The sequence below is a fragment of the Bartonella sp. CE47NXGY genome (assembly GCF_042195415.1).
Lineage (GTDB): Bacteria > Pseudomonadota > Alphaproteobacteria > Rhizobiales > Rhizobiaceae > Bartonella.
Map to the genome: position 1 here is coordinate 1 of NZ_JBHIOI010000044.1, position 7,934 is coordinate 7,934.

At 37.5% G+C, this 7,934-nt stretch carries 2 protein-coding genes and 1 pseudogene; all 3 read right to left on the reverse strand.

Annotated elements, in window-relative coordinates; genetic code table 11:
• Window positions 1-1,866, reverse strand: a pseudogene (locus ACFIL3_RS08415) (hypothetical protein); the annotation flags it as partial.
• 1,179 nt (window positions 1,867-3,045) lie between these two features.
• Entirely contained in the window at window positions 3,046-6,555 is a 3,510-nt protein-coding gene (locus tag ACFIL3_RS08420) for a YadA-like family protein (protein ID WP_375682073.1), read from the reverse strand.
• A gap of 1,103 nt (window positions 6,556-7,658) precedes the next feature.
• The coding region (locus ACFIL3_RS08425; RefSeq protein ID WP_375613878.1) for a YadA-like family protein at window positions 7,659-7,934 on the reverse strand (276 nt) is incomplete at its 5' end.

Here is a 7,934-nt window from a genome sequence, read left to right on the forward strand (position 1 = left end):
ACCTAGAGCATGAAGCTGATTACCCGTTACAGCATCCGTGGAACCATCCTTAATGACGCCATCTAAAAGAGATGTAAGCTTGCTATTGCTTTTGCTATCTTTCTCTCCATGCGTCGCTACAAAGGCATGTGCAGTGTCGCTCCATAATAAAGCATCACCATTAACCGCTTGAGTAATATTACTTAGTTTTTCATCAAACTTTTTAACCTCATTAGACAGATGTGTGTTCACATTCTTGACACTCGTATCAAGACCCGCAAAGGCACTACCAACATCATTGAAGCTCGTCTTTCCCACATCACCATCTGCAGAAATATTAGAGATCTCGTAAGTCGGAGCTGTCCATGTGCCATTCTCATACTTAGCTTTACCACCTAAAGACTTCGCAACACCGCTCCCTAGGGCATATAGCTGATTACCCGCTACAGCATCCGTTGACGTTCTACTAATGTCTCCATTTTTAAGAGACGTTATCTTGCTACTTGTATTCTCTTCACCATGCGTCGCTACAAAGGCATTCGCCGTTTGGCTCCAGATTAAAGAATCACTCTTTTCACCAGCAATTTCTTTGCTAATCTCATTTTTAATATTCGTGATAGAATCACCAACACCGGCAAAGGCAGACGCGACACTGTCATAAGTCGAATCAGTAACATCACCATCAGGATTAAATCGCTTAACCTTGAATGTAGGAGCATTCCACGTGCCATTCTCATACTTAGCTCCTCCACCTAAAGATTTTGCAACACTGCTACCTAGAGCATGAAGCTGATTACCCGTTACAGCATCCGTGGAACCATCCTTAATGACGCCATCTAAAAGAGATGTAAGCTTGCTATTGCTTTTGCTATCTTTCTCTCCATGCGTCGCTACAAAAGCATGTGCAGTATCGCTCCAATGCAAGGAATCACTCTTTGCTTCAGCAATATCTTTGCTAAGTTCATTTTTAATATTCGTGATAGAATTATTCATATTTACGAAAGAAGTTCCTACACCAGCAAACGCTGTTTCTACATCATGATACTCTTTATCTTCTGTTTTGCCATCTTCTTTCACGCGCTTAACCGTGAATGTAGGTACACTCCAAGTTCCATCCGCATAACTAGCATTACCACCTAAAGATTTTGCAACCCCAGTGCCTAACGTATAAAGCTGGGAACCATTAACGGCATCGGTTGACGTTTTTGAGAGCTCACCAGGAGAAACATCCAAAAGACGCCGTGTCTCACCTTTACTATTCCGAATAGTTATTTGAGTTAATGGTGAGGTAGGAGCAACAGTTACCATACTTGCATCATCCGCTCGGGCTAGTTCACGAGATAAGCTTCTTAAAAGAGAAAAGCTACCTGTGTTCTTATGCTGATCATCACTTTGAGATGGATTATCTTGTTTTTCCCCAATAGCATGGGGTTCCTTTATCTCAACAATCTGGTGATTTAAAGCTGCCAAAGCACTATTAGTGCCAGAAAATGCATCCGCAACACTTTTATAACCTTCTACATTCTTATAACCTTCCGTACCTGCAAATGCAGTATCAAAAGCAGCTTTAGTCTGAAACTTAATATTAAGACTTAAGTTCTTGGGAGCATCCTCCCCCTCCACAAATGCAGAGCCACTATCTCTATACAATTTACTGCCAACTACATAGGCTGGCGGTATACCTTTAAGCGCATTTGTACCACCACTAAAGTCGTTTGATATGTTATTTAAAATCTGAGTAGCAGCAGCAACAGGAGAAACATTTGATAAAAATATAATCACTGAAGCCAATGAAAACGCTTTAATAAAAAGCCGTCGATAAAACGAGCAAGAATCTTTACAATCATTCACCACTAGCGCTTTTGGTGTGGTATATAATTTTTTCATAACAAATTCTCCAAATAGGAAAGACATATTTAGAACATTAAAAAGTCATATTTCAGTGTTAGGAGTGATTAACGACGTGATTTTTTTGTTCTTTATAAAGTTTGAGTTTGCCGCAGAGGCGAACAGAAGTAATTAGAAGTCTAGCAAGGTTGCAATTAATCTTGATAAACGATGTGGTTAATGGGTTTTTTATTTTTTCCGCCTTTAAGAAGGGTGCTTTTTTTGCAACAAAACTCCTGGATGAGGGTGAAAAACAGGTATGAAGAAGACATACTTGCACCCTATTGTTAGGTCTGCGGTTTATAATTTTAAAAGTAAAAGAGTTCATTTTATATGATTAAGAAGCTGTAAGGTATTATTAGGGGAAAAGTTTAAGTTGTTGGCTGAATGATTTAGAGTACTTGTTGTGAAATTATTACGCTTTTATCGCAGGGATAAGCGGCATACTCTTAAGCTTTAGAGTAAAATAAGGATGATTGTGTGTGTTGTTCATAATCAACTGCCCCCCCTTGCGAGCATTTTTCTGTTTTTGCCAAAATGAGTCTTACTAAAGAATATTTTGTGATGTTATAGACTATTGAGTGAAATAGCAAGAAGAAAATGAATTTAATTATTTTTACAGAATGAGTCTTTCCGATTTATATAACCGTGAAATATCCTTATAACTTTAAAACTCATAGATTCCATGCACTATAGACTTGTCTAGAGATTCTGTTTCATAGTTTTATTTAAGTGTCCCATTTTGATCAAAATGAGTCTTACTAATAATTGCTGCTGTTGCGTGCCTCATGATTGCTACTGCTATGTACAGAGCAAATAAATAAAATAATAAAATAGGATTTTTAAATTTTTAAACGTATCCCCCAATGGATATTTTCTATCAATGAAATTATAGAACGTACAGTTTTAAAATACTGCGCAATTACGCACTGAGAGTACTACTCTGTATTTGTAAAATTTTTGTTAAAGTGCTTTACTTCTTACTAAAATCAATCTCACTAAGATTATTACTATAAAATACATTGGTATAAGACTCTAATTATTATAAGACTTTATAAATATACTACTCTATGGCCTTCTCTGTAAAATATTACTTCTCTATAATATAAAATTTCGCCCCTGTCTAAGAAGACAAGGGCGAAACTTCGCTTAAATTGTAGTTTTTCATATTCTCTGGTGTTATTTTAATTTCAGAGTTATTCCACCACCTACACCCCACTGACCGCCAGCACTGGTTGCTGATAGATTAGAACGAATCTTGCCATCTTCAGATGTATAACCTGCACCAATCGCAAAGGCAGATTGTCCACGCCAAAAACCGCCACCAAATGAAACACTCACAGATCCTGGGTCATCGAAGTAACGTAAGTTAGAGACTGCCAAACCAATCGCTGCTGCTTGCCTTGCCTCTTTGCGCACATTCGTAATATCATAACTTAGTGCGTCAAACTTCATATCGGTATAGGATTTCGCCTCATTAACACCATTATCGACTTGATCTTTCGTATACTTTTTCGCACTTTCAAGAGTAATCTTCATCTGCTCATCGGTATGATCGTATAACTGACCACCATTCACTGCGTCCTTAGAGCCATGTTCAATTTTTCCATCTTTAACATTAGTAATCAAAACAGGCTCACTGTCATCGACACCTTTTAGAGTGATGCTATTGATTTTCTTTCCGCTATCATCGGTATCATAGCTAACCGCAACATTCACCTTGTTTTCAACTTCTGTTACCCTGTCTGTAACGCTGTCTACCTTTTTTTCAACGCCTGTTACCCTGTTACTCATCTGTGAAAACTGATTGTCAGTCACCTCATAAGTTGACTTTTCTAAAATTTCACTAGGAGCAACAGTTACCGTGGTTGAATTATCCGCCTCATCTATGGCGCTTTCTTCCTCATCTATGGCAAGAGGTAAGCTTCTTAGAAAACGTGCGCTTCTCATAAAAGGAAAGCCTTTTGAAATAACATCCGAAGGATCACCATTTTGTGGTTTACCCTCTGTTTCACCAATACCGTTCATAACCCGCTCATTTAAACCTGCCAAAGCACTATTAACGCCAGCAAATGCATCTGCAACATTAGTATATTTTTTCTCAGTTTCCTTACCATTCTTATCAAAGGCTTTAACTGTGAAAGTCGGAGCACTCCAATTTCCACCTTTATATCCAGAACCACCACCGAAATAAGTAGCAATCTGGTTGTTTATCGAATAGAGCTGAGAACCAGTTATAGCATCAGTCGACGTTTCTGAAATCTCACCAGCAGCAATATCAAAAAGACGCCGGCTTTCACCTTCACTACTCATAAAACTTACTTGTTTTAATGGTGATTTAGGAGCAACAGTTATCGTAGTTGGAACCTTCACATTACCTAAAGCACTAGGTAAGCTTCTCATAAAAGGAAAGCCTTCTGAAATAATATCATTCAAATCACCGTCTTGATGGATGTGTTCCCTTTCTTCAATACCAGGCTTATTCTTTATCTTAACAATCTCCTCATTCAAACTTGTGAAAGCACTATTAACGCCAGAAAACGCATCTGCAACATTAGTATAGTTTTTCTCAGTTGCATTACCATCCTTATCAAAGGCTTTAACTGTAAATGTAGGATGTGACCATTTTCCATCTTTATAGCCAGCACCACCGCCAAAATAACTTGCAAATGTCTGAGCCATCAAATAAATTTGACCACCATTTACTGCTTCGGTCGATGTTGCCGTAAATGCACCCCCTTTAACACCAGAGATAACTCGTGGAAAATTAATACCGTTTGCAATATCTATTCTATCACCACCCTTGTCTCCACCAATCGTAATAAGCCCAGCGCTATTTTGCTTAACAAAACTATCACCTGTCACACTTTCGATCTTTTGATTAAGATTCGTAAAAGAACTACTTACACCAGAAAGCGCATCCCCAACATTCTTATAGTTCTTTTCAGTCCCACTACCATTTTTATCAAAAACCTTAACTGTAAAAGTAGGAGCATTCCAGTTTCCATCTTTATCATATCCAGCATTATCACTAAAATAGCTAGCAACTACATTGCTCATGGCATAAAATTGAGAGCCATTTATCGCATCAGTCGATGTTGCTGTAATCGAACCAGCCTTAACACCCGCAAGAGTCCGTGCCACATTATCAACATTTGCTATATTTACCTGGACCCCTCTTACTTTTCCACCAATGGTAATAAGTCCGGCATCATCTTGCTTAACAAGATCATCACCTGTCCCATTAATGACTATATTCTCAATCTTTTTATCAAGATTTGTGAAAGAACCACTTACGCCAGTAAAGGCATCCGCAACATTAGTATACTTCTTTTCAGCTCCATTACCATCCTTATCAAAGACCTTAACTGTAAAAGTAGGAGCACTCCAGTTTCCATCTTTATAGCCAGCACCACCGCCAAAATAGCCTGCGACTACATTGCTCATGGAATAAAGTTGAGAACCATTTATCGCATCAGTGGACGCTGCTGTAATCGAACCAGCCTTAACACCCGAAAGAGTCCGAACTGCATTATCAACGTTTGCAATGCTTACCTTAGTTCCACTTACTTCTCCACCAATGCTAATAAGCCCCGCATCATCTTGCTTAACAAGACTGTTACCTGTCGCATCAATGACTATATTCTCAATCTTTTTATCAAGATTCGTGAAAGAACTATTTACGCCAGTAAAGGCATCCGCAACATTAGTATACTTCTTTTCAGCTCCATTACCATCCTTATCAAAGACCTTAACTGTAAAAGTAGGAGCACTCCAGTTTCCATCTTTATAGCCAGCACCACCGCCAAAATAGCCTGCGACTACATTGCTCATGGAATAAAGTTGAGAACCATTTATCGCATCAGTGGACGCTGCTGTAATCGAACCAGCCTTAACACCCGAAAGAGTCCGAACTGCATTATCAACGTTTGCAATGCTTACCTTAGTTCCACTTACTTCTCCACCAATGCTAATAAGTCCTGTATCATCTTGCTTAACAAGACTATTACTTGCTACCTTAATATTTTCAATCTTTGCATCAAGATTCGTGAAAGAACTACTTACGCCAGTAAAGGCATCCGCAACATTCTTATAATCCTTTTCAGCTCCATTACCATTTTTATCAAAGACCTTAACTGTAAAAGTAGGAGCTATCCAGTTTCCTTTTCTATCGTATCCAGCACCACCGCCAAAAGAGATCGCAGTACTGATGCCTTGGGAAAAAAGCTGAGAACCATTGACTGCATCATACGAGATTGGCGAAACCCAACCATCAGCAACACCAGTAAGAGTCCTCAATCCATGAGAGCTATTTGCGATAGTTATTCTATTACCACCTACGTCCGCACCAATTGTAATAAGCCCTGAGCTATCTTGCTTAACAAGCTTATCATACCTGGTTTCAGCGACATAATTCTCCAAACCATACAGCGCAGAGCCAACATCTCTATATATTTTACCGTTAATTATATAGGTTGGCGCAATACTTTTACGTATATTTGTACCTCCGCCAAAATACTGTGCTACATTACCCCAAAGATCACAAGCAAAAACAGGAGAAGCATTTGATAAAAAGACAGCTACTGACACTAATGAAAGCGTTTTAATAAAAGGTAATCGATAAGACGAGCAAGAATTTTTTAAATTACTCACTGCTAGCGTGTGTGGTGTGGTATATATTTTTTTCATAATAAATCCTCTAAGTAAAAAAAGATATTTAAAACATCAAAAAGACATATTCCGGTGCTACTAAGCTCCAGAGATTGTTTTTTCTTGTTTTATAAAAGATTAGGGTTGTCATAATGCGGAAGAGGACTATCTAAGATATCAATGAGATAGAAGTCGACGTTGATCGATAGTCCAATTAATGTGGTTTTTATTTATCCCCCTTTAAGGAGGGGTGCTTTTCTTCAGCAGAGCCTTTAAATTTAAAGGTGAAGAAAGGTGAAAAAAGTGTAGAAAAAACATATTTGTGTACTATTATTAGGGGTTGTGTGTTTAAGAGGCAATAAAATGTTTATTGCGCAAGGGAGTTAAGTTGTTGTTGAGTAATTTAGAGCGTTTTTTGTAGGGTTATTGTGCTTTTGTCGTGAAAATAAGCGAGATATCCCTGAGTTTTATATTTGTATCTCTTAAAGCTCTTTGAGATTAGATGATTGTGATTTTGTAATTTTGCCATAACTTACCGCACCCCGCTTTGCGAGAAGATTTCTAGTTTCTTTTAATTAATTTTTCGCACTCTATACAGATTATTAAAAAATAGCAAGGAAAAAATGAGACTTTTTATTTCTTTAAGAATACCCCTAGTGGATATTCTATTATAAAATTATAAACTGTATAGTTTTCAAATATTGTGCGGTTACACGTACTCTGTTAATTTATATGAAAACATCCCTCTGGCATTTGTAGTTTTTTGTTAAAATGCTTCACTGTAACTAAAATTAGTCCCACTAAGATTATTATTACAGAATACAATATAAAACTTTACAAGTATACTACTCTATGAATTTCTGTGTAAAATATCACTTCTTATAAAATTTTCACCCTTGTCTGATGAGACAAGAAGGCAAAACTTTCTTAAAAATAAATATCGATTACTCAAATAATTCCTTTTGGAGGTGATAAATGATTTTTTGATATAAAATTTCACAATAAAAAATATATTTTTACTCGAAATACGCCCTTATCTTCTATTGCTATTCATTTATGATGAAAATAACTTTCCTTCTCTTTAAATGGCACATGTAACGCATTTGATAAGAGAAGGAAAATTTATTTCGAATTTTCTATTGTTAATTCAGTGTTACCCTAAATCCAGCACCTACACCCCAATGTCCCCCAGCACTCGTTGCAGATACGTTAGAGCGAAATCTTCCATTTTCAGACATATAACCAGCTCCAATAGCAAGTGCAGATTGACTGCGCCATACACCCGTACCAAGTGAAAAACTTAATTTTCCCGGTGTATCGTCATAGCTTAAATTAGATACTGCTAGACCAATAGCAGCAGCTTGTCTTGCTTCTTTCCGAACATCCTGAATAGCATAATTCAATGTCTCAAACTTTAT

Excerpts from the sequence above, each read along its gene's own strand:
- ACFIL3_RS08420 (WP_375682073.1), bottom strand. The coding sequence starts at position 6,555 with ATGAAAAAAATATATACCACACCACACACGCTAGCAGTGAGTAATTTA.